The sequence below is a fragment of the Nocardia uniformis NBRC 13702 genome (assembly GCF_001613345.1).
In the GTDB taxonomy this organism is placed as follows: domain Bacteria; phylum Actinomycetota; class Actinomycetes; order Mycobacteriales; family Mycobacteriaceae; genus Nocardia; species Nocardia uniformis.
Map to the genome: position 1 here is coordinate 69,354 of NZ_BDCE01000028.1, position 21,262 is coordinate 90,615.

Below are 21,262 nucleotides of genomic sequence, written 5' to 3' on the forward strand. Positions count from 1 at the left end.
TACTCAACGCTTGTGGGAGATCAGCGCGGGGTGAGGCCGGTGACTATGGACTCGGTATTGGCGCGCATCATTTCCAGATAGGTGGCCGCTCCCCCACCGGGCTCGGTCAGCGACTCGGTGTGCAGCGCGACGACCTGGACGTTCACTCCCGCTTGTTCGGCGAGCACCCGGGCCAGGCGGTCCGGCTGGGAGGAGTCGGCGAAGATGGTGGGCACGCCGGTGTCGCGGACGGCGGCTGCCAGGTCGGCGATATCGGAGGCGCTCGGCGAGGCCAGGGCGGTGCCGCTGGGGATGATCGCGCCGATCACCTCGAAGCCGAAACGTCCTGCCAGGTAGCCGAATACGTGATGATTGGTGACCAGTCTGCGGTGTTCGGGGGCGAGGCTGGTGAAGCGTGCGGTCATCCAGGTGTCGAGCTGGTCGAGTTCGGCGAGGTAGCGGTCGGCGTTGGCGCGAATCGCCTGGGTGTCGATACCGGGTAGGTCGAGTAGGCGGGTGCTGATCAGTTCGGCGGCACTGCGACCTCGGGCCGGGTCGGTCCAGAAGTGCGGGTCGGGGGTGTCGCTGCCGCGATAGCGCACGGGGTTGACCTGGTCGCCGACCGAAAGGGTTGGGACACCGGATTCTTCGGCCGCGATAACGTGACGTTGGACGCCCTCTTCGAGACCGAGGCCATTGTGGATGAGCAGCGTGGCGCGATCGATGCGGGCGGCCTGCTGGGCGGAGATCGCGAACTGGTGCGGGTCCGCGCCGTGCGGCATCAGCACCATGACGTTGGCGGTATCGCCGACGATCTCGCGGGTCATATCGCCGAGAATGTTGGTGGTTACGACGATGTCGATGCGGTCGGAGTCGCCGCTGGAGCAGGCGGGGAGCAGCAGGAGCGCGAGCAGGGCCGCCAGGCCCGCCCGGAGGATGGTTTTCATCGGCCTGTCTCCACCATGTGTGCGGGGGTGATATCGAGCGGGAATGTTCGTGCGCGACGCAGGTTGTCGCGGTAGTCGATCTCGTGCACCGCGCGGCCCTCGGCATCGTTGATATAGGCGCGGTTGGTGTCGATCTCGATGACGGGCGAGGTGTCACCGGAGACGGCCGCTGTGAGCACCTGTGTCCGTGCGCTTTCCACACCTGTGGTCAGATCGTGGGCGTGCAGTACCCCGTCGCGGGTCAGGGTCAGCAGTGCACTGCCTTCGCCTGCGGTATTGGCGGCAACGACGGGTCCGGTCTCGACGAGAACCCAGGTGTGCGCGCGGCTGTCGAGCACCCAGGCGCCGCGGTCACCGGCCCGGGCGGCGAGGGCGGTGCTGCCCGCGCGGTGGGTGAACTCGGTGGCGCGTTCGGCCGCGGGAACCGGCTGCGGGTAGGCAATCTTCACCGCGGTGAACCGGCCCTCATCGGCCGAAACCATCAAAGCACCGTCCGCGCAGCCGAATACGACTCCACGCCGGGTGGTGGCCGAGCCGCGAGGCTCGAGGCACGACTCAGTGAGCGGTGTGACCGCGGCACCGTCGCGATCTCGGACTTCCGCTGTCCCGGAACCGGATACGACAACGAGATGTTCGGCGTAGGGCAGTGCGATGCCGTCGATCACGCCTCGCTCGGTGACGGTGCCCGCCTCCAGCGCCGCGCGGTCCAGCAGGATCGTCCGGGGCATTGAGCCGTCGACAATCATCGCGGTGATCACCACATCGCTGTGCACACCCGTCGCCCCGCCGCGCGGCACGCTCCCGACATCCTTGGTCGTCGCCCGGTAGTAGTGCACGTGGTCACCGTGGTCGACCGTCCACGCGCCGCCGTCCACGATGCGCGCCGCGTCGGCGGTGATCGGGTAGGCGAAGCGGCCATCGCCGGTCATGCGCACCACATTCGGCACCTCGCCGCCGTCGGTGACCTCCTCGGTAATCAGGTCGACCACGCGGACCGCGCCGTCGGGATCGGCGACCACCAGTCGCGATTGCGGACCGTCGGCCTCCTCCGCGCCCTCCACGTAGCCGTGCGGCTTCTCCTCGGGCACAACGTCATCGGAGGGCGACGTCCCGCACCCGATCAGCGGCAGGATCGCACCGACCACCATGAACAGCACGAGTACATTCACGCCCGATCCGGCCAGTCGCGTGCGTGACCGGATCGTGTTCGCGGACAGGCGGGTCCGCAGCCGCGTGCGCAGCTGCGCCACGGCGGCCGATACGAAGAACTCCCCGACCGCGATGGCCGCAATGGTCGCTCCCGCCGCCGTTCCGGCATGCCAGGACACCAAAAGTCCGGTAACAGTGGCGACTCCGCCGAACAGTGCCGCCAACGCCATAATCACCGGAATACGGTGCGACCAGTAGGTGGCGGCCGCCGGTGGTGCGATGAGCAGGCCGAAGACGAGCAGGGTGCCCACCACGTGGAAGGACGCGACGATCGCGAGGGTCAGTAGTCCGAGCAGGGCCCCCTGCGCCCAGCGCGGACGTAGTCCGAGCGTGTGTGCGGTGCGTGGGTCGAAAGCGAGCGCCACGAACGCGCGATGCCCGAGGACCGCTATCAGCAGCGAAATCGCCAGTGCGACAGCCAGGTACACCACATCCTGAGCACGGATCGCCAGGATGTCGCCGAACAGTAGTCCGGTGACATCGACGGCGAACGATTGCGAGCGCGACACAATGATCACGCCCAGCGACAGCATTCCGGCGAAGAGCAATCCGATCGCGGTATCGGCCGCGAATCGTTGGTTTCGCCCCAGGGCCGTGACGCCGACCGCCATGGCTCCGGCACTGAATGCCGCACCCACGATCAGGTTCCCACCGAGCAGCGCGGCCACCGCCACACCGGGCAGCAAACCCTGGGCCATCGCCTGACCCAGGAATGCCATACCACGCACCACCACCCAGGTCCCGGCGAGAGCGCAGATGCCCGAGACGAGCAGGCCACCCCATAGCGCTCTCTGCACGAACGTCACCTCGAACGGGGCGATCAGCCACTCCATGACAGCGCACACTATTATGAAAACGATTATCAATACAAGTTAGGTGATGTGGTGAACATTCAGCGAATGCCCGCGGTGCGCATCGAGGGGCTCACGGCGGGGTACCGGGCGCGGACGGTACTTCGACAGGTCACCGCCGAGATTCCGGCGAGCCGGGTGACGGCGATCGTCGGACACAATGGGTCGGGGAAGTCCACGCTGCTCGGGGCGATCGCCGGGGTGCTCGAACCTTCGTCGGGCAGCGTCGTGCGGACAGGGCGGCACCGGCCCGCACTGGTGGTTCAGCAGAGCACGGTACCCACGACGCTGCCGATAACCGTTCGCGAGACGGTAGCCATGGGGCGATGGGCGCACCGGGGACCGTGGCGCAGGCTGACCCGCGACGATCAGAAGACGGTGCGCGAGTCCATGGATCGCCTCGGGATCACAGACCTCGCGGACCGCCGACTCAGCGACCTCTCCGGTGGACAGCGGCAACGCGCCCTACTCGCGCGAGCACTAGCCCAGCAATCGGATCTGCTACTGCTCGATGAGCCCACCACCGGGTTGGATATCGAAGCACAGCAAGAGATCTCACGCACGCTCCGCGAGATTGTCGCGACCGGCACCACCGTTGTGCTCGCCACACACGACCGCGCCGAAGCCCTGGACGCCGACTACTGCCTGCTACTGCGCGATGGCGAACTGGTCGATGCCGGTGCCCCGCACGATGTCATCCCGCAACGAGCGACCGCGCCCACACCGGCTTGATGCGTCCATGGGGCCGTGAGGGTTTGAATGCACGCGCACCGGTTGATGGTGCGGATTCCGGCCACCGGCACGCCGGAATGACGGTGCGCGGCCCGTGGGCCGGGCGACCCGACGGGCGATGCGGGCACAGGAAGTCGAAGGCCAGGGCGACCTTCCGGTCGCGGCGGACCCGACCGGCGCCAGAATCGGCTGCTTCACGGCGGTAAGCCCGCGATGGTCACCGAGCAGGAGCGGTCTATCGCCCCCAGGCCAGTTTGATTCTCGTGGTGGTCAGGAAATCGTCGGTCAGCTCACGCAGCGCCAGGAATTGTCCACCGGTCCCGTACTTCTGCCGCAGACTGCCGAAATCGATGTATTCCGCTGCTGCCGCAATCTGATTCGACTCCGGAATTCGGGTCGGAAAAAGGCGCGGCAGTCCGCGATTGCGGCGCAGGTCGTCGAGGATGCGCTGATGTACCGCCGAGGAGCGGCGGTATTTGGTGACCACGACGCCGAGTTCCTCGATAGGACAACCCCATCGGGCCGATAGCTGCCGAATCCTGGTCTGCACCGCGGGGATTCCGTAGGTCGACATGAAGTCGGGGATGGTGGGGATGACGTAGCCGTCGGCAATGCGCAGCCCGTTCTGAGTGACCAGGCCGAGACTGGGTGGGCAGTCGATCAGCACGTAGTCATAGTTGAACAGGATCCCACTGAGCGAATCGGCGAGGATGGCGGTCGGATCCACACTATTGACCTGGGTCAGATCATCCTGGAGCGCAATGAGTTTCAGCGAGGACGGCAGCAGGTCCACCGAATCGACCGTATGCATGGCGGAAACTCCGTGCTGCACCAGCTCCGCCGCGTCCCGGGGACGGTAACCGGCGAGGACATCACCGAATACCGACGCGAGGGTGTGGTCGCCGTAATCCAGGTCCGCCGCATGCCTTTCGCCGACCATCATGGTGGTGAGATTGCGCTGCGGGTCGAGGTCGATGAGCAGGACGCGCTTGCCGAATTCGGCGGACAGGATTTCCGCGAGCGCGGCGGTAGTGGTCGTTTTGCCCACTCCGCCCTTCAGATTGAAGGTCGCGACCACATAGGGGCGACTACGGCCGGGCGACGGATTACGTTCCCAGATCCGTCGCGGACGTTCGAAGTGCAGGACACGATCGGCCTTATCGGGCCACTCCCAGGAAAATCCGTCGTTCGCGGCGAATCCCGCCGAGCGGACACGCTCTTCGGGCAACACCTCACCGCGCAACTCCACCAAGTCCGAAACCCTTCACCTCAGCGACCGTCGGAACGATCCGGCTCAGCCTAGTAACTCGAACCGACGAAGGCTGGTTACGACACCGGCGGATCTGCAACATAATGCGCTATATCGTGTTCCATCGCACAGGTGAGGACAGCCTGGGTCTGACACAATCCCCGGATGCGTTATTTCGAGGGTGTGAGCGGCCTGGTGCATTACCGAAGATGGCCGGTCGAACATCCCACCGCGGTTCTCGTGCTGCTACACGGCCTCGGCCAACAGAGCGCCGACTACCACCGGTTCAGCCGGGCTCTGAACAGACACGGCATCGAGGTGTGGGGAATCGACCACATCGGACACGGGCTAAGTGAGGGCGAGACCGGATCCATAGCGGAAATCGATGACCTAGCTGCGAATACATTGGGACTGATCGGTCTGGTGAGGGACGCTCAGTCGGATGTACCCCTGGTAGTGCTGGGACATTCGCTCGGTGCCGGAACCGCCCTGATCGCGATGATGTCGGATTCGCCTGTGGTGGACTCGGTTTCCGCTGTCGTACTGACCGGTACCCCGGAACGCGCTGCGATACTGGACGTCCCGGCTCCCCGAGTGCCGACGCTGGTGCTGCACGGCGGCGACGACCGCCGGGCACCGATCGGGCCGATCCGAGCCTGGTCAGCGATGCGACCCACGGTGGAAATGCGCGAATACGCCAATGCCGGACACGATTTGCTACACGAACCGGTGCACCGGGCTGTCACCGAGACGGTGCTCGACTTCATCTCGACGACGCGGTCGCGGATGCCGCAATTGGTTTCGCACTACTGAGCGCTTGGTCAGAAGTTCGACGCTTTACACCCCTCGTCATTCCGGCGTGCTTGTGGCCGGAATCCACACCCGAAAGTGCGTGCCACACAGTGTGGATCCCGGCCACAAGCGCGCCGGGATGACGGGACGGTTCGCCACTAAACGTGCGGTATTTCGGCACACGCTCAGGTTCTCAGCGCGATGCCGCCTACCAACCCGCCATTCCGGCCAGTGGTGGGCGACATCACGGAGGCTGATTCAGCCGCGGAACCACATGGGGCGCAAGGTCGGCCCGTTCTCGGGCAGGACGAGCGGCTCACCCTCGAGCGCGAATCCGCAGCGGGCGTACAGGCGTGACGAGCGTTCGGTGCTGGCCTCCAGGTAGGCGGGGACGCCCGCGTCGGCGGCCGCCTTCACCCGGTCGGTGACGATGGCGGCACCGGCGCCCTTTCCGCGATGCTCCGGCAGTGTCACGATGACGTGCAGGTAGCGGTGCGGGAACTCGGCGGGATGGTGTTCGACGAGCATGCCGGTCAAGGCCGTCAACCGCCGGAACGGTTGGATCGGTGTACTCGCGTACAGCTCGGCCATCTCGGCGGCTTCCCGCCGACAGCGATCCAGGCTGGTGACATTGGTCTGCCACAGCGACACCGCCCAGATATCGTCGCCCGTCCCGGCGACCCACACTTCGTCGTCGCGCATGGTCTTCTCGACCAGTTCGGTCGCGTACGTCGTGCCGGATTGTTCGACCAGTTCCGGATGGCCCTCCATCACCCAGCTGTACACCACCTCGTCGACGCTCGCCGCGGCGAACACCCGCGCCACCGCGTCGAGTTCGTCCAGGCCCGCCCGGCGGACCACCACCTGCGTATCCATCTGCAACCTCCCGATGTGAACAGTGTCTTCGAAAGCCAAGGTATGGAGTGGTCGGCAGGTTTACGAACATTTCGTCACACTGGGTGGTGTGATGAAATCCGATCGGCCACGGTGCGAGGTCTGCGGCGAGGAACTTACCCAACCGAGCCTGGGACGTCGCCGCAGGTATTGCTCGCGGTCCTGTCAGGCCCGCGCCTACCGCGCCCGCCAGCACCCCGCGCCCGCACCGCACCGTCGCCCCGTCCGGCCGCAACGGCTCACCATGGTCGCCATCGTTCGCGCCGCCGTGGACCTGGCCGACCGCGAGGGACTCGACGGACTCTCCATGCGACGCCTCGCCACCGACCTCGGTGTGGCGACAACCAGCCTGTACCGCCACTTCCCCGACCGCGACGCCCTGCTCGCCGAAATGGCCGAACTGGCGCTCGCCGAAACTCCCCCGCCGCCAGCAGATCTCACCGGCTGGCGCACCCGGCTCAGCTACGAGGCCCACGGCGAATGGCAGCTCTACCGCCGCCACCCCTGGATGCTCCCCGTCCTGGCCCAAACCCGCCCACCAATGGGCCCGACCCTGCTCGACCACCTGGAACGCTCATTCGCCGCCCTCTACCGCCCCGGCATGACCCGCGAAACCATGCTGGCCATCTACCTCTCGGTCTCCGGCCTGGTACAGGGCCTGGCCCTACTCCTCAACTCCGAACGCACACCCATCGACACCGTCACCGCCGAAACCCGCGCCGCCGAGACGATAGCCCTGGTCTCCCCCGACACCCACCCCATGCTGTTCCAATTCTTCGAAGACGACGCCGACGGCCTCGATATGGATCTCGACAAGCTACTCGACGACTGCCTGGCCCTACTCTTCGACGGCGTTGCCATCCGCCACTTTCCGACGTAAATACTCGCTGCGACGCGATTCAGAGGCTGGTGCCGCAGCCAGTGGGGCGCCGCGGAGCCTTCCGTCATTCCGGCGTGTTGTTGGCCGGAATCCATCACGATCAGCTCATGCGGCGCGGAGTGCGGATCCCGGCCACAAGCATGCCGGGATGACGAGTTTCGCTTCAACCATTCTTGACGCCGCGCTAGGAAGTCTTGGTCGAATCCGCGAGACCGAGGTAGCGCGTGGGGACCTCGGCGACCAGCCAGACGCCGTTGCCCGTGACGAAGAACTCGTAGCCGTCGCGGCGCATGGCGGTGGCGTCGATAGCGAGGATCGTGGGTTTGCCGTGGCGAGCACCCACCGCGTGGGCTGTCGCCGTTTCCGCGGAGAGATGGACCGCGTGACGGCGCATCGGGAGAAGGCCCTTCGCCGTGATCGGCCCGAGGGTTGATTCGGCTGTTCCGTGGTAGAGGACGGGTGGCGGCTCGGCGGGTTCGTAGCCGAGATCTACGGCGATCGAATGGCCTTGGCGGGCACGGATCGCGGTGCCCGGCTCGTCGAATTCGAAGCGCTTCTTGCTGTTTCGTTCGACCACGGTTTCGAGTTGGGCGCGGGTGAGCGGTTTGCCGTGCGCGGATGCTTGGCGCAGCAGGGTGTCGACGGGCACCCAGCCCGCCTCGTCGGGGTCCACGCCGATGGCGTCGGGATTGTGGCGGAGCCAGTTCGACAGGCGCTTGGACAGTTTGACCATGTCCTTCTCGTTCATAACCAGATCACGGTCCCATATGTGCCGGTCCGATTCGAGAGGTTGATCAGTTGTCGGGTTCGACTTCGCTCTCACCCTGTTCCTGGGGGACACAGACCCATTTCGCGCCGGTCCAGCTCCACTGGGCGACGATGCCGTCGTGGGAGCAGTCGTCGCCGACCTGGTGCTCGTCCCGGCCCTGTTCCTGCGGGATGCAAACCCACTGGCCGTCAGGGGTTTTGCCCCACTGAGCGACGATATTGCCGTGCGAGCAGTCGTCGCCGATATCGCGGGCGGGGGCGGTGGGTTGGGGTGTCGGCTGCGGGGCCGTCGGTTTGAGGTTGGTGGGCTGGGGGGCGATGATCGACCTCGGGGAGATGGGCGGCGGGATGGGGATGGCGGTCGTCGAGTTCGGGGTGGTCGAGGTGGTGCTCGTGGCCGGGGTCTGGTTGTCGGAATCGTCCGAGCGGTTGATCAGAAATCCGATCGCGAAGGCCGCGACGATGGCGGCAGCGACCACCACGCCGATGAGCGCGGCTCGGCCGCCCTGCGGTGGCGGCTGCCCCTGATCGGCTGGCATGTCCTCGTACTCACTGCCGGGTGACGTCATTGTCTGCGCCCTTCGCTCGAGTCAGTCCTGATCCGAAAGCCCCATGCGACCGAATACGCTACCCAGCCACGCCGTGTCCGAGCCGCAACCGCGCCCGACACGCCCGCCCTCGGGGTGCCCAGTAACGTGGCTGCCATGACAGCTGTTGCAGATCGTTCGCTCGGGCCGGAACTGGTACGCACCGTGAGCATCGGCGAGGCCGATGTCCTCGTCGTCGGACTCACGTCCTCCGACGACGGGCCCGCGATCGCCCCGGCGGATGCCTTCGACGATGTGCTCGATGCCGATACTCGGGCCGCGTTGGTGACCGCGCTGCGGGCCGTGGGCGCGAAAGGTAAGGCCGAGGAGCTGACCCGGATTCCCGCGCCCGCCGGACTGGGCGTGGACAGTGTGCTCGCGGTGGGGCTCGGGGCGGCGGAGAAGGTCGATGCCGAGCAGATTCGTAAGTCGGCCGGGGTGGCGGGGCGTGCGTTGAGCGGGACCGCGACCGCGGTGACCACGCTGTCCGGACTGGATCTCGGTGCGGCGGCGGAAGGGTTCTACCTGGGGGCCTACACCTTCACCCCGTACCGGTCGTCCAAATCCGCGCCGAAAGCGGATGAGGGGCCGGTCAAGCGCGTCGAGTTCCTGGTTCCCGACCCGGCATACGGTGAAGAGGCGTTCTTCCGGGCCCGGTCGATCGCCGAAGCCGTCGCTACCGCACGGGATTTCGTGAACACCCCGCCGAACGATCTGTTCCCGGCCGAATTCGCCAATCGCGCAGCGGAACTGGCGAAAGCCGCAGGACTCCAGGTCGAGATTCTCGATGAGGAGGCCCTAGAGGCCGGCGGGTACGGCGGAATCATCGGCGTCGGCAAGGGCTCCTCGCGGCCGCCGCGCCTGATCCGCATCACCTACGCGGGCGGCGATCCGAAGGTGGCACTGGTCGGCAAGGGCATTACCTTCGATACCGGCGGCATCTCCATCAAGCCCGCCGCCAATATGGAGAATATGACCTCCGATATGGCGGGCGCGGCGGCGGTTGTCGCCACCACCTTGCTGGCCGCGCGGCTGAGTCTGCCGCTGACTGTCACCGCGACCGTGCCGATGGCGGAGAATATGCCGTCGGCGAATGCGCAGCGCCCCGGTGATGTGCTCACCCAGTACGGCGGCACCACCGTCGAGGTCATCAATACCGACGCCGAGGGCCGCCTCATCCTGGCCGACGCCATTGTGCGCGCGGGCGAGGACGAACCGGACTACCTCATCGACGTCGCCACCCTCACCGGTGCGCAGATGGTCGCGCTCGGCACTCGCACCCCTGGTGTCATGGGCACCGACGAATTCCGCGACCGGATCGCGCGCATCTCCCAGAGCGTCGGCGAAAACGGTTGGGCCATGCCGCTTCCCACGGAACTGCGGGCCGATATCAACTCCAAGATCGCCGACCTCGCCAATGTGGCACCGCACCGCTGGGGCGGCATGCTGTCGGCGGGGCTGTTCCTGAAGGAGTTCGTGCCCGAGGACGTGCAGTGGGCACACGTCGATATCGCGGGACCGTCGTACAACACCGGCGGCCCCTTCGGCTACACCCCGAAGGGCGGCACCGGCGTGCCGGTCCGCACCCTCATCACCACCCTCGAGGACATCGCCGCCGAATGACCGGCGGGGCCCGCACGGCCCCGCCGATAACTGAAGCTCGAACACGTGAAACCGCCCACTCTCTCGTCATTCCGCGCGCTTTTGGCCGGAATCCACCGTTGGTGAGGCGTGGATCCCGGCCAAAAGCACGCCGGATGACGGAAGCGGGCGGCATCGCGCGGAGAACTCAGTCAGCGCTCCCCACCGTCCACCGTCCGGTTCGGCAGGGTCGCCCGTGCGGCCCTGCCGACAACCCGGTGCTCCACCCGCCGTCCGCTGTTCCGGTTCGGCGAGCGGTCCGGTCGAACCAGCTGTCGTACAAGCGGTCCCGGTCGGGCATAATCCTGGACTGCTGTCGTCGATCGGCGGCTCGGCCGACACATTCGGTGCGAGCCGTTTCGGGAGGTTCCTCCGATGTCCCTACGTGCGCTGAGCCAGCACGACTTCCAGCAGACGGTAACGAGCAATCACATAGTGCTGGTGGACTTCTGGGCCGAATGGTGTGGCTGGTGCAAACGTTTCGCACCGGTCTACCAGGCGTCCGCCGAAACGCATCCGCAGATCGTGCACGCCACCGTCGACGGTGATGCCGAACCGGCCCTGGCCGGCTCCATAGGTCTCACCGGGTACCCCACCATCATGGCGTTCCGCGAAGGCCTGCCGGTGTACAAGAACGCCGGTTACCTGGACGCCGGACAGCTGGAAGAGGTGGTGCAGCAGGTCCTCTGGATGGATATGGACGAATTCCGGCGGCAGGCGGCCGAACAGCTCCAGCAACAGTCCGGACAGCGCCAGGCCCCCACCGCCGAACCCGCAGCGGCACCGATCGCGCACCGCGCCGGACCGGCCCCCGGGCCACCGCAGTACGGCTGGCCCGGACTGCGCACGCGCTGAAAACGCCCGGGCTGCTCACCATGCACGGCCGACGACGAATAGGCCCGCCGGGTGAGCACGAAGGTCGCACCCTCTCCCGGCCGACACTCGAGAAGGGCGCGCGGCTCGGGGCTAGTCGGGCGGCCGGCACCGCGGTTTCGCGACCGAACCGCCTCATCAACCCGGCGCGCCTTCGTGACCGGGATCCGCACTGCGCGGTGCCATTCGGGTGTGGATTCCGGCCAAAAGCACGCCGGAATGACGGGGAGGGAGTCGCGCTCAGGACTTCCGGCCAGGGCCTCGGTACCTCGAGGATGCCGTTGGGACCCCGAGGGTGCCGACGCGACCTCGTGAATGCCGGTGCGACCCCGAGGGTGCCGGTGCGCCGTCGGTCGGCACCACACGGAGCTACGGCGGACAGCTATCCGCCGTCCACCCCGTCCTCCGCGAGCCTGGCGCGCCGCCGTTCGATGCGCCGACGGGCATCGTGATCGCGCATGCGCTGCGGATACCCGACCAGGCGCACGTCGTACACCGGTATGCCGAGATCGCGGGAAAGCCGTTGCGCACCACGCTCGCCCACGACGCGTCGCGTCCACTCACCGTCGTGGGCCACCAGCACGACCGTGACATCGGTGACCGTCGTGCGCGGTTCGACGAACGCTTCCACGCCCCGGCGTGCGCTCATCCACTCGCGCAGATACGCGATGGTGGAGCCGTCGACCCGCCCGCGAGCGGTACGACGAACCCGATCCAGGAAACCCATCCGACAACCTCCTCCGCGGAGCCCGGGAATCCAGTATTTCTCTTTCGATAATGCCAGTTGAAAGGTTTGCGTGGCGGCCAGGCGACCGAGTCCTCAGCGACTACACAGACGCGGCGCGGCGCGGCGGCGAATCGATCCCGGCCGACCGCCTCAGAATTCGAGCGCCATCCATTCGTCCGGCTTCGCGAGCGGCCCGAACCCGAGCTTCCGGTAAACACCATGCGCATCATGGGTGGCGAGCAGGATCCGACGCAGCCCGTGCGGCCGCAAACGTTCACGCACGGCCTCGACCAGCGCCGTGCCGACACCATTGCCCCGCACCGAACTATCGACGTACACATCGCACAGCCACGCGAAGGTCGCCATATCGGTGATCACCCGGGCATAGGCCACCTGCTCCCCCGAAACCGTCTCGTACACCCCGAAGTTCAGCGACCCCGCGATCGCCCGATCCTGATGCTCCCGCGCCCGCCCCTGCGCCCAGTACGCATCGGTCGACATCCAACGGTGCACCCGCTCGGCGTCGATGCGATCGGTATCGGTGGAGATCTCATATCCCGGGGCCAGTTCCGGTGCGTCGGTCATGAACCGAGGTTGCCTCGCCGGGCACTCGGGCGTCGACCAGTTTTCCGGCGGCCCCCACGAACGCGGGCGCGAAACATTCTTCTTCGGTGACATGCGACACGACATATCGGCTATCAACCCAGTTCGCCGCGCCGGCCCACCGCTCACCGCCGCCGCGCCGACATCGCGAGGTCTGTTCATCAGCCGCCCTGTGACACGCCGCACGCGCAGTAGTGCAAGGATGGGTAGCTGGAACAACAACCTACGGATCTCCGGCGCCACAGAACGATCGGTGGCTGACGAGACCTCGCCGCGACCCGCGGTGGGTGATCGCCGCGAGACAACTGTTTAACCCGACGAGCAGTCAGAGGAGTCAACAGACATGGCCTTCTCCGTCCAGATGCCAGCTCTTGGTGAGAGCGTCACCGAGGGCACTGTGACCAGGTGGCTGAAGCAGGAAGGAGACACGGTCGAGGTCGACGAGCCGCTGCTCGAAGTCTCCACCGATAAGGTCGACACCGAAATCCCGTCCCCTGCCGCCGGTGTGCTGGTCAAGATCAGCGCCCAGGAGGATGACGTGATCGAGGTCGGTGGCGAACTCGGTGTAATCGGTGATGCCGGTGAGGCTCCCGCGCCCGCCGAAGCTCCCGCTCCTGAAGCAGCCCCGGCTCCCGAGCCCGAGCCCGCTCAGGCCGAAAGCGCCCCCGAACCCGCCGCGGAGCCCGAGCCGGCTGCCGCGTCCTCCGGACCCGCCGAAGGCACCTCCGTGAAGATGCCGGAGCTCGGCGAATCGGTCACCGAGGGCACCGTCACCCGCTGGCTCAAGCAGGTCGGCGACAAGGTCGAGGTCGACGAGCCGCTGCTCGAGGTCTCCACCGACAAGGTCGACACCGAGATCCCCTCGCCTGTCGCGGGCACCCTGCTGGAGATCACCGCGCAGGAAGACGACGTGATCAATGTCGGCGGCCAGCTCGGTGTGATCGGCAGTGGCGCACCGGCTTCCAAGCCCGCCGAGCAGAAGCCCGCTCCGGCTCCCGAGCCCAAGCCCGCCGCCGAGCAGAAGGCGGAGCCCAAGCCCGCCGCACCGGCTCCGGCCCCGAAGCCCGCCGAGCAGAAGCCCGCTCCGGTTCCGGCCGCCGCTACTCCCGCTGACGAGCCCTCCAGCAACGGTGGCCCCTACGTCACCCCGCTGGTCCGCAAGCTGGCCTCCGAGAACGGCGTGGACCTGTCCTCCATCACCGGTTCCGGTGTCGGCGGTCGCATCCGCAAGCAGGATGTCCTCGCCGCCGCGGAAGCCAAGAAGGCCCCGGCCCCGGCCGCCGCCGCACCGGCTCCCGCTGCCGCCGCTCCGGCCGCCGCCACGGCCCCGCGTCCGGACCTGGCACACCTTCCGGGCACCACCCAGAAGGCCAACCGGATCCGGCAGCTCACAGCGATCAAGACCCTGGAGTCGCTGCAGACCACCGCGCAGCTCACCCAGGTGCACGAGGTCGACATGACCAAGATCGCGGTGCTGCGCAACAAGGCCAAGGACTCGTTCCAGGCACGCGAGGGCGTCAAGCTCACGTTCCTGCCGTTCTTCGCCAAGGCCGCCATCGAGGCCCTCGGCGTGCACCCGAACGTCAACGCCTCCTACGACATGGATTCCAAGCAGATCACCTACCACTCGGTGGTCAACCTGGGTATCGCGGTCGATACGGAGCAGGGTCTGCTGTCCCCGGTCATCCACAATGCCAACGATCTGTCCCTCGCGGGACTGGCCCGGGCCATCGCCGATATCGCCAACCGCGCGCGCAACGGCGGCCTGAAGCCGGACGAGCTGTCGGGTGGCACCTTCACGGTCACCAATATCGGTTCCCAAGGTGCGCTCTTCGACACCCCGATCCTGATGCCGGCGCAGGCGGGCATGCTGGGTACCGGCGCGATCGTCAAGCGCCCCATGGTGATCAGCGATAACGGCAGCGAGGCCATCGGCATCCGCTCGATGGCGTTCCTGCCGCTGACCTATGATCACCGGCTCATCGACGGCGCCGACGCGGGCCGCTTCCTCAGCACCATCCGGCACCGGCTGGAAGAGGCGCGGTTCGAGGGCGACCTCGGCCTGTAGTTCATGAGGGTCGTGGTTGCCGGGTCATCCGGGCTGATCGGGACGGCACTCGTCGCGGCATTGCGCCGCGACGGGCACGAGGTGATTCGCCTCGTACGCCGTCCCGCCGCCGCCCGCGATGAGTTCTCCTGGGACCCGGCCCGAGCCGATCTGGACCAGCGCGCGCTGCGCGATGCCGATGCCGTGGTGAATCTCTGCGGCGCGAGTATCGGGCGGCGGCGCTGGACCGGCAGCTATAAGCAGGAACTGCGCGACAGCCGCATTACCCCCACCGATGTATTGGCCGCCGCGGTCGCCTCCGCCGGAATTCCGACGCTGGTGAATGCCAGCGGCGCGCACTACTACGGCGGCGATACCGGCGATCGGGTGATCACCGAAACCTCCCCCGCGGGAACGGGTTTCCTGGCCAGTCTGTGTCGCGACTGGGAAGCCGCCACCCGGCCCGCCGCCGAAGCGGGGGCGCGCACCGTGCTGTTGCGCAGCGCGGTGGTCATGTCGCGACAGGGCGGCATGCTCGCCATGCTGCGGCCGCTCTACTCACTCGGTCTGGGCGGTCGGCTCGGCAATGGCCGCCAGTACATGCCGTGGATCTCCCTCGATGACGAGATCGGCGGCATCCTGTTCGCCCTGACCCATCCGACCGTGTCCGGTCCGGTCAATATGGTGGGTCCCGCCCCGGTCACCAATGCCGAATTCAATCGGGCGATGGGCCGGGTGCTGCATCGCCCCACCCCGCTGGTGGTCCCGGCCTTCGCCATGCGGGCGGCCCTCGGCGAATTCGCCCAGGAGGCGATTCTGCACGGCCCGCGCGCCATTCCCACGGTCCTGGAAGAGGCCGGCTACGCCTTCCGGCACCCGACCATCGGGGCCGCGCTGGCAGCGGCGATCGGTCGCGACGAGGGCTGACGGCGGTCTGTGCCGAACCTCTGTTTCGCCCCACCGATCAGGAGTAGCCTAAAAGTTGCCATGATGAAGAAGCCGTAGTCAGACCCGTTGCTGCACGCGGGGCCGCCGAACAAAGGCGTGACCGCCATGATTAAACACATCGCTGCAGATATCGCCCTGGCAATCGCCGTACTGGCGGCTGGGTATTCGATTCCGAGCTTCGACAATCCCTTCGAATGCGTGCCCGAGCTGCACTCGTCCGCCGAATTCCTGGCTTGTCTGGACGGCTGATCCGGGCGAGGTCGGCATCACACCACGGTGCTGGATACCGTGGGCGGGTGAGCGACGCCCCCTCCCCCGCCGTGCTCGTACCTGCCGACCTGCTGGTGCGCGATGCCCGCGAGAGCGATCTGCCGGAGATCCTGGCAATCCACAACACCGCCATCGCCGAGACCACCGCGATCTGGGATACCGAACCGGCCGATCTGGACGAGCGGCTGGTGTGGTTCCGGACCCGCACCGGCGCCGGCCATCCGATCCTGGTCGCCGAGATCGACGGCTCGGTCGCCGGATACGCCAGCTACGGCCAGTTCCGACCGAAGTCGGGTTACCGCTTCTCGGTGGAAAATTCGGTGTACGTGGCCGACCGCTTCCACCGGCGCGGGGTGGCGACCTCGCTCATGGCCGAACTGCTGGTCCGGGCACGGCGGGGCCCGGTGCACGCCATGATCGCCGCCATCGAAACCTCCAATGCCACCTCGATCGCGCTGCACGAGAAGTTCGGATTCGCCATCGTCGGACAGCTGCCACAGGTCGGGTACAAGTTCGATCGCTGGATGGACCTGACACTCATGCAACTGCTCTTCGACGATGGCGTAGCGTCGCAGGGGTGAGCGAGAGCACCACCAGCGCCCCGAGCACCCCGGCCACCACCGTGGCCCGCCGCGCATCGGCCCGCTACGACGAGACCCCACTGCTGATCGAGGATTTGGGCCTCATCGACTACCACCTCGCGTGGGAGCGCCAGCGCGCCATTGCCGCCGAACGCGCCGACGGTATCGGGCAGGATCGGCTGCTGCTGCTGGAACATCCGTCGGTATTCACCGCGGGCCGTCGCACCGAGGCCGAGGACATGCCGATCGACGGCAGCCCGGTGATAGAGGTCGACCGCGGCGGCAAGATCACCTGGCACGGGCCGGGACAGCTGGTCGGATATCCGATCGTGCGGCTGGCCGAGCCGGTCGATGTGGTCGCCTATGTGCGACGCATCGAAGAGGCGATCATTCATGTGTGTGCCGAGCTGGGCCTCAATGCCGGTCGGGTGGAAGGACGTTCGGGCGTGTGGGTGCCCGCTGACGACTTCCAGCCCGAGCGCAAGATCTCCGCGATCGGCGTGCGGGTGCAGCGCGGCGTGACCCTGCACGGCGTCTCGTTCAACTGCAATTCCGCGCTCGACGGATTCCAGGCGATAGTGCCGTGCGGCATTCACGACGCCGGGGTCACCACGCTCAGCCGCGAATTGGATCGGGAAGTCACCGTCGCCGAGGTACGTCCGCTGGTCGCGCAGGCGATTACGCGCGCGCTCGACGGCGATCTGCCGGTGACTGAGCATACCGTTGGGCGCCCCCAGGCTCCGGCGGCCGCAGTGCCCGTCAAGTCCGAATGATCACGGGCGTAGAGTCTAAACCGTGACCTCCGTCGACACCCCGACATCGAATAACCCGACCGCGGCTGAACCCCCAGCGGCTTCCTCGGGGCCCGCCGCGGCTACGCAGGCTACCGCCTCCGGACCCGTCGCCGCGCCCGCCGGTCGCAAGCTGCTCCGCATCGAGGCCCGCAACGCCGAGACCCCGATCGAGCGCAAGCCCAAGTGGATTCGCACCCGCGCCACCATGGGTCCGGAGTACTCCGAACTCAAAGGCCTGGTGAAACGCGAAGGGCTGCACACCGTTTGTGAGGAGGCGGGCTGCCCCAATATCTTCGAGTGTTGGGAGGATCGCGAGGCCACCTTCCTCATCGGTGGTGAACAGTGCACCCGCCGCTGCGACTTCTGCCAGATCGACACCGGCAAGCCCACCGCGCTCGACCGTGACGAGCCGCGCCGGGTCGCCGAGAGTGTGCAGGCCATGGGGCTGCGCTACTCCACCGTCACCGGTGTGGCACGCGACGACCTCGACGACGGCGGCGCGTGGCTCTACGCCGAGACTGTCAACGCCATCAAGCGACTCAACCCGCACACCGGCGTCGAACTGCTCATCCCCGACTTCAATGCTGTACCCGAGCAGCTGGCCGAGGTATTCGCCTCCCGCCCGGAGGTCCTCGCGCACAATCTGGAGACGGTGCCGCGCATCTTCAAGCGCATCCGCCCCGCCTTCCGCTACGAACGCTCCCTGGCCGTGATCACCGCCGCCCGCGCGGCCGGTCTGGTCACCAAGTCGAACCTCATCCTGGGAATGGGCGAGACCTTCGACGAGGTCACCGAGGCCATGCGCGATCTGCACGAGGCGGGCTGCGACATCCTCACCATCACCCAGTACCTGCGGCCGTCGCCGCGGCACCATCCGGTGGACCGCTGGGTGAAGCCGGAGGAGTTCGTCGAGCACTCCAACTTCGCCACCGAACTCGGCTTCGCCGGTGTGATGGCCGGGCCGCTGGTCCGCTCCTCCTACCGCGCCGGTCGCCTCTACGCGCAGGCCATGAAGTTCCACGGCCGCGACATCTCCCCGGAGATGGCGCATCTCGCCAATGAGGGCACCGCGTCGCAGGAGGCCACCAGCGTCCTCGCGCGCTTCGGTAGCTGACACAGACCGCCCGGGATCCCGGGCGTTCCAAGGATTTCGGCGGCAACCTGTCATAGGGTTGCCGCACCTCCTTCTGCGGGGCGGTGGCCTGGTGTTTCACCAGACATGGTCCACGCCGCGCCCAGGAAGGAGGTGGGGGTCAATGGGAAAACATTCCCGAAAGAGTGAGGCCCCGGTCAGCCTGACTGCCGCTGGAATCGGCATTGCCATGGTTGCCGGGGCGCTCGTCTGGTTGGTCCGGCGGTTGCTGGCCAACTGACCCGTCGGGCAGGGCGTCGTACACAGCGACGTCCTGTCCTCTCCGCCATCACTTCCGTGACAGTTCGACTTTACACTCGCCGCCGATAGCTGTCTGCCGTTGGCAGGCATTTCGCGATTGCGGATTGGCCGGCGATCGCTCGTCCGATAGCCCCTTATCGCGCGAATCGTGGACGCCAAACCCCGCCTGGTGGGAAGCTCGAAGGACCCGGACGTGGCGACCAGGGGAGCGAGCCAGATGGTCGAGAAGACGAGTGCGTCGACAGGCGCCAACGGCAGAGCGATTACGGCCGAGCGGCCGGAGGACATACGCAATGTGGTGCTGGTGGGCCACAGCGGGTCGGGGAAGACCACGCTGGTCGAGGCCCTGGCGGTGGCCACGGGGGCGGTGCCCAGATGCGGGAGGGTGGAGGACGGCACCTCGGTGTCGGACTACGACGATATCGAGCAGCGACAGCATCGGTCGGTGCAATTGTCGGTGGTACCGATGGCCTGGGAGCGGTACAAGATCAACCTCTTGGATACCCCCGGATACGCGGATTTCGTCGGGGAATTGCGGGCCGGTCTGCGAGCAGCGGACGCGGCCCTTTTCATTTTGTCGGCCGCGGTCGGGGTGGAGGGGGTGAGCGGGCCGACATCGGCGGTATGGGACGAATGCGCACGGGTCGGCATGCCGCGCGCCATTGTGATCACCCATCTCGATACGGCGCGTGCGGATTTCGAGGAAATGACCGAGACCTGCCGCGAGATCCTGGGCGACGGCGCGAGTGAATCCGTACTGCCGCTGCACCTTCCGGTGTACGGTGCGAAGGCCAGCGACGGGCATCGACCGGTGGTGGGGCTGATCGACCTGCTGTCACAGCACGTGTACGACTACTCGACCGGCGAGCAGATCGAAACTCCGGCCTCCCCTGAGCAATTGGAACAGCTCGAGGAGGCACGCAATCGGCTCATCGAGGGCATCATCGCCGAGAGCGAGGACGAAACCCTCATGGACCGCTACATCAGCGGCGAGGAGATCGACCTCGACACACTGGAGGCGGATCTCGAAAAGGCCGTCGCACGTGGGAGTTTCCATCCCGTACTGGTCGCCGCGCCGCCACCGGAGGGGGCGCGGCAAGGACTGGGCACCATGGAGATCCTGGAGTTGATCACGCGCGGATTCCCGACGCCCGCGGAGCATCCGGTATCGGCGACCAAGCCGTCCGGCGGCGCGCCCACACCGCTGATCTGCGATCCGGACGCACCCCTCGCCGCCGAGGTGATCCGCACCGCCTCCGACCCGTATGTCGGGCGAATGTCGCTGGTACGGGTGTTCTCCGGGACGCTGCGCGCCGACGACACCGTCCATGTGTGCGGGCACGGGCCGACCGAGACCACCAACCATGATTCCGATGAGCGAGTCGGCGCGGTCTCCGCGCCGTTCGGTAAGCAGCAGCGGCCACTCGGGCACGCCATTGCCGGCGATATCGCCTGTGTCACCAAGCTTTCCAAGGCCGAAACCGGGGATACCCTGTCGGCCAAGGACACACCGCTCCTGATCGAACCGTGGACCATGCCGGATCCACTGCTGCCGGTGGCGATTGCGGCGCACTCGAAAGCGGATGAGGACAAGCTCTCCCAGAGCCTGGGCCGGTTGGTCGCCGAGGATCCCACGGTGCGCCTGGAACAGAATCCGGATACCCGGCAGCTGGTGCTGTGGTGTCTGGGTGAGGCGCATCGTGATGTGTCGCTGGAGCGCTTGCGCACTCGGTTCGGGGTGCAGGTCGATGTCATCGACCACCAGGTGGCCCTGCGGGAGACGTTCGCCAGTACCGCGACCGGGCGTGGACGGCATGTGAAGCAGTCCGGCGGACACGGGCAGTACGCGATCTGCGAAATCGAGGTCGCTCCCCTACCGGGCGGCTCCGGTATCGAATTCGTGGACAAGGTGGTCGGCGGAGTTGTTCCGCGCCAGTTCATTCCGTCCGTGGAGAAGGGTGTGCGCGCCCAGGCCGCGCGCGGGGTGGCCGCCGGATATCCGCTGGTCGATGTGCGGGTCACGCTGTACGACGGCAAGGCCCACTCCGTCGACTCCTCCGATGCGGCCTTCCAGACCGCAGGTGCGCTCGCCCTGCGCGAAGCCGCCGCGACGGCCCGCATCAGTCTGGTCGAGCCGATCGACGAGGTACTGGTGGTGGTTCCGGATGATTTCGTCGGCGCGGTACTGGGCGATCTGTCCGGCCGCCGCGGACGGGTGCTCGGCACCGAGCCGCTCGGCCGGGGCGGACGCACCGCCATTCGCGCGGAAGTCCCCGAACTGGAACTCAGCCGCTACGCCATCGACCTGCGTTCCCTGACGCGCGGAGCCGCCGACTTCACCCGGCGCTACACCCGACACGAATCGATGCCCGCGCAATTGGCGGACGGGATTCGTGAAAAGACCAAGGCCAACGGCTGATCGGTGTCTCGCGCTCTGAAGGTGCGTCGGGCGGACGCCAGGCAGCACCGAGATCGAGGTCGGCATCGCGACGTCGCC

At 67.0% G+C, this 21,262-nt stretch carries 20 protein-coding genes; 12 read left to right on the top strand and 8 right to left on the bottom strand.

The genetic code is table 11. The features are described 5' to 3' along the window. Positions 1 to 20: 20 nt before the first annotated feature. Both aztC and aztB read right to left on the bottom strand, forming a co-directional pair. Positions 21 to 926, bottom strand: a complete 906-nt coding sequence (gene aztC, locus NU1_RS08355; RefSeq protein ID WP_067519067.1) for a zinc ABC transporter substrate-binding protein AztC — start codon at positions 924 to 926, stop codon at positions 21 to 23. Beyond that, complete coding sequence (gene aztB, locus NU1_RS08360; RefSeq protein ID WP_067519069.1) at positions 923 to 2,968, bottom strand: zinc ABC transporter permease AztB; 2,046 nt, start codon at positions 2,966 to 2,968, stop codon at positions 923 to 925. Before aztB ends, aztC begins: the two co-directional genes overlap by 4 nt. 51 nt (positions 2,969 to 3,019) lie before the next feature. Between aztB and aztA the strand changes: the two genes are divergently transcribed. After that, positions 3,020 to 3,718, top strand: coding sequence for a zinc ABC transporter ATP-binding protein AztA (aztA, locus tag NU1_RS08365; RefSeq protein ID WP_245720000.1), 699 nt, complete (start codon positions 3,020 to 3,022; stop codon positions 3,716 to 3,718). A gap of 235 nt (positions 3,719 to 3,953) precedes the next feature. Here aztA and NU1_RS08370 read toward each other — a convergent pair whose 3' ends face one another. Then, on the bottom strand, positions 3,954 to 4,796 hold the full coding sequence (locus NU1_RS08370) for a ParA family protein (RefSeq protein ID WP_067519110.1): 843 nt from the start codon (positions 4,794 to 4,796) through the stop codon (positions 3,954 to 3,956). Between the two features lie 336 nt (positions 4,797 to 5,132). Between NU1_RS08370 and NU1_RS08375 the strand changes: the two genes are divergently transcribed. After that, the gene (locus NU1_RS08375; protein ID WP_067519071.1) at positions 5,133 to 5,780 is read left to right on the top strand and encodes an alpha/beta hydrolase; all 648 of its coding nucleotides are present in this window, start codon (positions 5,133 to 5,135) and stop codon (positions 5,778 to 5,780) included. A 237-nt stretch (positions 5,781 to 6,017) separates the two neighbouring features. Here the strand turns inward: NU1_RS08375 and NU1_RS08380 are convergent, their stop codons facing one another. Then, entirely contained in the window at positions 6,018 to 6,635 is a 618-nt protein-coding gene (locus tag NU1_RS08380) for a GNAT family N-acetyltransferase (protein WP_067519073.1), read from the bottom strand. A gap of 91 nt (positions 6,636 to 6,726) precedes the next feature. Between NU1_RS08380 and NU1_RS08385 the strand changes: the two genes are divergently transcribed. Then, positions 6,727 to 7,533 (top strand): TetR/AcrR family transcriptional regulator, encoded by an 807-nt coding sequence (locus tag NU1_RS08385; protein WP_067519075.1) that lies wholly within the window; start codon positions 6,727 to 6,729, stop codon positions 7,531 to 7,533. A gap of 184 nt (positions 7,534 to 7,717) precedes the next feature. Here NU1_RS08385 and NU1_RS08390 read toward each other — a convergent pair whose 3' ends face one another. Both NU1_RS08390 and NU1_RS08395 read right to left on the bottom strand, forming a co-directional pair. Continuing rightward, positions 7,718 to 8,281, bottom strand: coding sequence for an RNA 2'-phosphotransferase (locus NU1_RS08390; RefSeq protein ID WP_067519077.1), 564 nt, complete (start codon positions 8,279 to 8,281; stop codon positions 7,718 to 7,720). Between the two features lie 46 nt (positions 8,282 to 8,327). Continuing rightward, positions 8,328 to 8,870, bottom strand: a complete 543-nt coding sequence (locus NU1_RS08395) for a hypothetical protein (protein WP_067519079.1) — start codon at positions 8,868 to 8,870, stop codon at positions 8,328 to 8,330. A gap of 135 nt (positions 8,871 to 9,005) precedes the next feature. Between NU1_RS08395 and NU1_RS08400 the strand changes: the two genes are divergently transcribed. Together NU1_RS08400 and NU1_RS08405 are read left to right on the top strand one after the other, a co-directional pair. Continuing rightward, positions 9,006 to 10,511 (top strand): leucyl aminopeptidase, encoded by a 1,506-nt coding sequence (locus tag NU1_RS08400; protein WP_067519081.1) that lies wholly within the window; start codon positions 9,006 to 9,008, stop codon positions 10,509 to 10,511. A 393-nt stretch (positions 10,512 to 10,904) separates the two neighbouring features. After that, positions 10,905 to 11,384 (top strand): thioredoxin family protein, encoded by a 480-nt coding sequence (locus NU1_RS08405; protein ID WP_067519083.1) that lies wholly within the window; start codon positions 10,905 to 10,907, stop codon positions 11,382 to 11,384. A 400-nt stretch (positions 11,385 to 11,784) separates the two neighbouring features. On the opposite strand, the gene NU1_RS08410 is transcribed toward NU1_RS08405, so the two are convergent. Then, positions 11,785 to 12,129: an oxidoreductase gene (locus NU1_RS08410; RefSeq protein ID WP_067519085.1), complete on the bottom strand. Its 345-nt coding sequence runs from the start codon at positions 12,127 to 12,129 to the stop codon at positions 11,785 to 11,787. 150 nt (positions 12,130 to 12,279) lie between these two features. Beyond that, positions 12,280 to 12,714 carry a GNAT family N-acetyltransferase gene (locus NU1_RS08415; RefSeq protein ID WP_067519087.1) on the bottom strand — a complete coding sequence of 145 codons (435 nt, stop codon included), beginning with the start codon at positions 12,712 to 12,714 and terminating at the stop codon, positions 12,280 to 12,282. Positions 12,715 to 13,075: 361 nt separating this feature from the next. On the opposite strand from NU1_RS08415, the gene sucB reads away from it, so the two are divergent. From sucB to NU1_RS08445, 7 genes are all read left to right on the top strand, one after another. After that, positions 13,076 to 14,800, top strand: coding sequence for a 2-oxoglutarate dehydrogenase, E2 component, dihydrolipoamide succinyltransferase (gene sucB / locus NU1_RS08420; protein WP_067519089.1), 1,725 nt, complete (start codon positions 13,076 to 13,078; stop codon positions 14,798 to 14,800). Positions 14,801 to 14,803: 3 nt separating this feature from the next. Next, complete coding sequence (locus NU1_RS08425) at positions 14,804 to 15,706, top strand: TIGR01777 family oxidoreductase (RefSeq protein ID WP_067519091.1); 903 nt, start codon at positions 14,804 to 14,806, stop codon at positions 15,704 to 15,706. A 126-nt stretch (positions 15,707 to 15,832) separates the two neighbouring features. After that, positions 15,833 to 15,976: a hypothetical protein gene (locus NU1_RS41195; RefSeq protein ID WP_157552048.1), complete on the top strand. Its 144-nt coding sequence runs from the start codon at positions 15,833 to 15,835 to the stop codon at positions 15,974 to 15,976. A 47-nt stretch (positions 15,977 to 16,023) separates the two neighbouring features. Beyond that, positions 16,024 to 16,578 carry a GNAT family N-acetyltransferase gene (locus NU1_RS08430; RefSeq protein ID WP_371859779.1) on the top strand — a complete coding sequence of 185 codons (555 nt, stop codon included), beginning with the start codon at positions 16,024 to 16,026 and terminating at the stop codon, positions 16,576 to 16,578. Between the two features lie 41 nt (positions 16,579 to 16,619). Continuing rightward, positions 16,620 to 17,351 carry a lipoyl(octanoyl) transferase LipB gene (lipB, locus tag NU1_RS08435; RefSeq protein ID WP_067519114.1) on the top strand — a complete coding sequence of 244 codons (732 nt, stop codon included), beginning with the start codon at positions 16,620 to 16,622 and terminating at the stop codon, positions 17,349 to 17,351. A 22-nt stretch (positions 17,352 to 17,373) separates the two neighbouring features. Continuing rightward, positions 17,374 to 18,486 (top strand): lipoyl synthase, encoded by a 1,113-nt coding sequence (gene lipA, locus NU1_RS08440; protein ID WP_170264263.1) that lies wholly within the window; start codon positions 17,374 to 17,376, stop codon positions 18,484 to 18,486. Between the two features lie 496 nt (positions 18,487 to 18,982). Beyond that, positions 18,983 to 21,184 carry an elongation factor G-like protein EF-G2 gene (locus NU1_RS08445; protein WP_067519093.1) on the top strand — a complete coding sequence of 734 codons (2,202 nt, stop codon included), beginning with the start codon at positions 18,983 to 18,985 and terminating at the stop codon, positions 21,182 to 21,184. Positions 21,185 to 21,262 lie beyond the last annotated feature (78 nt).

Bases quoted from the DNA above. Each gene is read 5' to 3' on its own strand.
- aztC (WP_067519067.1), bottom strand. From the start codon at position 926: ATGAAAACCATCCTCCGGGCGGGCCTGGCGGCCCTGCTCGCGCTCCTG.
- aztB (WP_067519069.1), bottom strand. From the start codon at position 2,968: ATGGAGTGGCTGATCGCCCCGTTCGAGGTGACGTTCGTGCAGAGAGCG.
- NU1_RS08375 (WP_067519071.1), top strand. From the start codon at position 5,133: ATGCGTTATTTCGAGGGTGTGAGCGGCCTGGTGCATTACCGAAGATGG.
- NU1_RS08380 (WP_067519073.1), bottom strand. From the start codon at position 6,635: ATGGATACGCAGGTGGTGGTCCGCCGGGCGGGCCTGGACGAACTCGAC.
- NU1_RS08385 (WP_067519075.1), top strand. From the start codon at position 6,727: ATGAAATCCGATCGGCCACGGTGCGAGGTCTGCGGCGAGGAACTTACC.
- NU1_RS08390 (WP_067519077.1), bottom strand. From the start codon at position 8,281: ATGAACGAGAAGGACATGGTCAAACTGTCCAAGCGCCTGTCGAACTGG.
- NU1_RS08395 (WP_067519079.1), bottom strand. From the start codon at position 8,870: ATGACGTCACCCGGCAGTGAGTACGAGGACATGCCAGCCGATCAGGGG.
- NU1_RS08400 (WP_067519081.1), top strand. From the start codon at position 9,006: ATGACAGCTGTTGCAGATCGTTCGCTCGGGCCGGAACTGGTACGCACC.
- NU1_RS08405 (WP_067519083.1), top strand. From the start codon at position 10,905: ATGTCCCTACGTGCGCTGAGCCAGCACGACTTCCAGCAGACGGTAACG.
- NU1_RS08410 (WP_067519085.1), bottom strand. From the start codon at position 12,129: ATGGGTTTCCTGGATCGGGTTCGTCGTACCGCTCGCGGGCGGGTCGAC.
- NU1_RS08415 (WP_067519087.1), bottom strand. From the start codon at position 12,714: ATGACCGACGCACCGGAACTGGCCCCGGGATATGAGATCTCCACCGAT.
- sucB (WP_067519089.1), top strand. From the start codon at position 13,076: ATGGCCTTCTCCGTCCAGATGCCAGCTCTTGGTGAGAGCGTCACCGAG.
- NU1_RS08425 (WP_067519091.1), top strand. From the start codon at position 14,804: ATGAGGGTCGTGGTTGCCGGGTCATCCGGGCTGATCGGGACGGCACTC.
- NU1_RS41195 (WP_157552048.1), top strand. From the start codon at position 15,833: ATGATTAAACACATCGCTGCAGATATCGCCCTGGCAATCGCCGTACTG.
- NU1_RS08445 (WP_067519093.1), top strand. From the start codon at position 18,983: ATGGTCGAGAAGACGAGTGCGTCGACAGGCGCCAACGGCAGAGCGATT.